Source organism: Pseudonocardia sp., from assembly GCF_025465255.1.
Lineage (GTDB): Bacteria > Actinomycetota > Actinomycetes > Mycobacteriales > Pseudonocardiaceae > Pseudonocardia.
Genome location: NZ_JAODNI010000103.1, coordinates 1 through 3,342, shown reverse-complemented (window position 1 = coordinate 3,342; position 3,342 = coordinate 1). Strand labels below are relative to the sequence as shown.

Genomic DNA, 3,342 nt, shown 5'->3' with positions numbered 1-3,342 from the left:
GAGGGCGGCTCGGGCGGGCGCTGGGCGGACCTGGCCGTCGCGCTGGAGACCGTGGGCGGTGCGCTCGCGGCCGTCCCGTCGATCGGGGCCGCCGGCGCGCTGGGCGCGCTGGAGGGACTCGACGGCGTCGCGGAGACCCGGGCGGCGATCGCGTCCGGGGCCACCCTGGCCACCACGACCTGGACCGCGGCCGGGGCCGGCTTCGCCTGGTCCGGCTCCCGGGTCTCGGGCCGCGCGGAGTCCCTGCTCTCCCCCGAGGCCGACGTCGTCCTGCTGCTCGCGGACGCCCCGGACGGGCCCGTCCTCGCGCTGGCCGCCACCGAGGACTCCGCCGTCGCCCTCCGGCGGCACACGAGCCTGGACCTGACCCGGCCCGTCGCGACGCTCGAGCTCGCCGACGCCCCGGTCACCGTGCTCGCCCGCGGGGACGAGGCCCTGGCGGCCGCCCGGCGGGGACGCGCCGCCGCCGGCACCGCGCTCGCGAACGAGCTGGTCGGCCTGGTCGCGCACTGCCTCGACGGCTCGGTGGCCTACGCCGCGGAGCGCGAGCAGTTCGGCCGGCCGATCGGCGCCTTCCAGGCGGTGAAGCACCGCTGTGCGGACATCCTCGCGAGCCTCGAGCTCACCCGGGCCGCGGCCCGGCACGCCGCCGCCCTGCTCGACTCCGGACCGGATGGCGACCCGGACGTCCTGGACGACGCCGTCGCGCTCGCCCTGGTCCGGGCCGGGGCCGCGGCGCACGAGGCGTCCAACGGGTACATCCAGGTCCTGGGCGGCATCGGCTTCACCTGGGAGCACGAGGCGCACCTGTACTTCCGCCGCTCGGGGGCGGCGGCCGCCCTGTTCGGCGGCGCGGAGGCCCACCGGACGCAGCTGGACCCGACGACGGTCCGCACCGCGGCCCCGGCTCCGGCCCTCACCGGGCCCGCGGCCGAGCTGGACGCGCAGGTCCGGGAGCTGCTGCCGGGCCACAAGCAGAAGTGGGGCGACGACGACTCGTTCGCCGCCCGCCTGGACTGGCAGCGGACCCTGCACGGGGCGGGCTGGATCGCCCCGCACTGGGCGGGGCAGTTCGGCGGCCGGGGGCTCGGCATCGTGGACCAGGTGGCCTGCGACGAGGTGCTCGCCGCGCACCGCGCCCCCGCGCTGGCCGGGGTCCTCGGCGTCAACAACGTCGCCCCCACGCTCATGCACTACGGGACCCCGGAGCAGCAGCGCCACCTCGCGGCCATCCAGGCGGGCACCGAGGTCTGGTGCCAGGGCTTCTCCGAGCCGGGCTCCGGCAGCGACCTCGCCTCGCTGCGCACCCGCGCCGTGCTCGACGGCGACGGCCCGGACGCGGAGTTCGTGATCTCCGGGCAGAAGGTGTGGACGTCGGAGGGCATGGAGGCCGACCATTGCCTGCTGCTCGTCCGCGCCGACCCCGACGCCCCGGCCCACAAGGGAATCTCCGCGCTGCTGGTCCCGCTGGACCTGCCCGGCATCACCCGCCGCCCGATCACCCAGATCACCGGCGACGGCGGCTTCGCCGAGCTGTTCTTCGACGATGTCCGGGTCCCGTACTCGGCGCTGCTGGGCCCGCTGCACAAGGGCTGGACGGTCACGATGACCACGCTCGCCTTCGAGCGGGCCGGCGTGATCATGATGGCGAGCCGCCTGGAGCAGGACGTCCTCGACGTCGTCGCCGGGCTGGCGGACCGGGACCTCGCGCCCGGGATCCGGCTGGACCTGACGGACCGGCTCGTCGAGGCCCGCCTGCTCGGCCTGCTGGGCCGCCGCGCGCTCGGCCGGATCGCCGACGGCGGCTCCCCCGGCCCCGAGCACTCGGTGATCAAGCTGGCCTGGTCGGCGGCGTCCCAGCACATCGGCGAGACGCACCTCGCCGCGCTGGGCGCCGACGCGGCCGCGGCGCCCTCCGCGGCCCGCGCGCGGCACGGCTACCTGCTCTCCCGGGCCTCCACCATTGGCGGCGGCACCACCGAGATCATGCGCAACATCCTGGCCGAACGGGTCCTGGGCATGCCCCGCTGACCGACACCGACCGATCGATCGACCGGCGCCGGTTCCCCAGGGGCCGGCGCCGGTCGGCGTTCAGGGCGCCTCGGCCCGGCCCACGTACCGCAGGTCGAAGGGCCCGCCCTGGTCGGGAGCGGTCATGGCGTCGAAGCCGGTGATGTCCGGGGTGGACACGAAGCTCGCCGAGTAGCCGCACAGATAGAGGTCCAGCGCATGTTCCGACGCGGTCGCCGAGGCCGCCTCGAGCAGGGCCCGCCGCTCGTCGGCCGGTTTGGTGGAGTCGGCCGCGCGGGCGAGGAGGTCCTCGTAGCCCTCCGGCAGCGGCCCGGGGAAGAAGGCGGACAGGTAGGCGTCCGACACCGTCATCCCGGGGTCCGCGACGCCCGGGTGCGAGCCGATGAACCCGTGTGCCTTGCGGTCCCGGAAGTCCGCCACGGCCTGGGTGAAGTCCATCCCCCGCACGTCGAGCCGGATACCGACCTCGCCCAGCTGGGCCTGCAGCACCTGCGCGAGGGCCAGCTGGGAGGCGGACACCCCGCTCGTCACCGCGGTCAGCGTGACCCCGCCACCGAGACCCGCCTCGGCCAGGAGCTCCCGGGCGCGCTGCCGGTCGTGGGTGTAGCCGACCGCCGGCGAGTGCCCGACGACGCCCTCCTGCAGCGGCTGGGAGGTGGGCGCGCAGTTGCCGTCGAACACCGCCGCGTCGATCGCCTCCCGGTCGACGGCGTAGTTGAGCGCCCGCCGCACGCGCACGTCGTCGAGCGGGGCGAGCGCCGTGTCGAGATACATCGCGTACCACGACGTGGGCCGTTCGGTGACCACGGTGAAACGCCCGTCCGCGGCCAGCTGCTCGGCCTGCTCCTGCTGCGTCACCTTGGCCATGATCGCGTCGACCTGCCCGCTGCGGAGGGCGTTGAGCCGGGCGTTGTCGTCCGGGATGCCGAGGATCTCGATGCGGGACGACTGCTGGGCCGCCGGGTCCCAGTACCTCTCCGCCCGCTCGTAGACCACCCGGTCACCGAGCTTCAGCTCGCCGAGCCGGTACGGCCTCGACCCGGCGTCGGTCGTGGCCGGGTCGACCTCGCCGCGCAGCGCGGCCGGGCTGAGCACGGACCCGACCGACGTCGCGAGGGTGAACAGGACGTCGGTGGCGGGCCGGGACAGGGAGAGCACCACCGTGCGCGGATCGGGCGCCTGGACGTCCTGGACGGCCCGCAGGTCACCCGCGACTGTGGAGCCCGGCAGCGTGGCCGCCCGCCGCAGGGTGTCCCGCACCGCCGTGGCGTCGACCGGCGTGCCGTCGTGGAACACGGCGTCGTCGCGCAG

Annotated in this window: 2 protein-coding genes; one reads left to right on the top strand and one right to left on the bottom strand. The window is 75.9% G+C overall.

The annotated features are described in order from the left end of the window. Positions 1-2,031 (top strand): acyl-CoA dehydrogenase family protein (locus JWP64_RS11600; RefSeq protein WP_297495739.1); only part of this gene is annotated, 2,031 nt, incomplete at its 5' end. 60 nt (positions 2,032-2,091) lie between these two features. Here JWP64_RS11600 and JWP64_RS11595 read toward each other — a convergent pair. Beyond that, a partial coding sequence (locus JWP64_RS11595; protein ID WP_297495737.1) for an ABC transporter substrate-binding protein occupies positions 2,092-3,342 on the bottom strand: 1,251 nt, incomplete at its 5' end.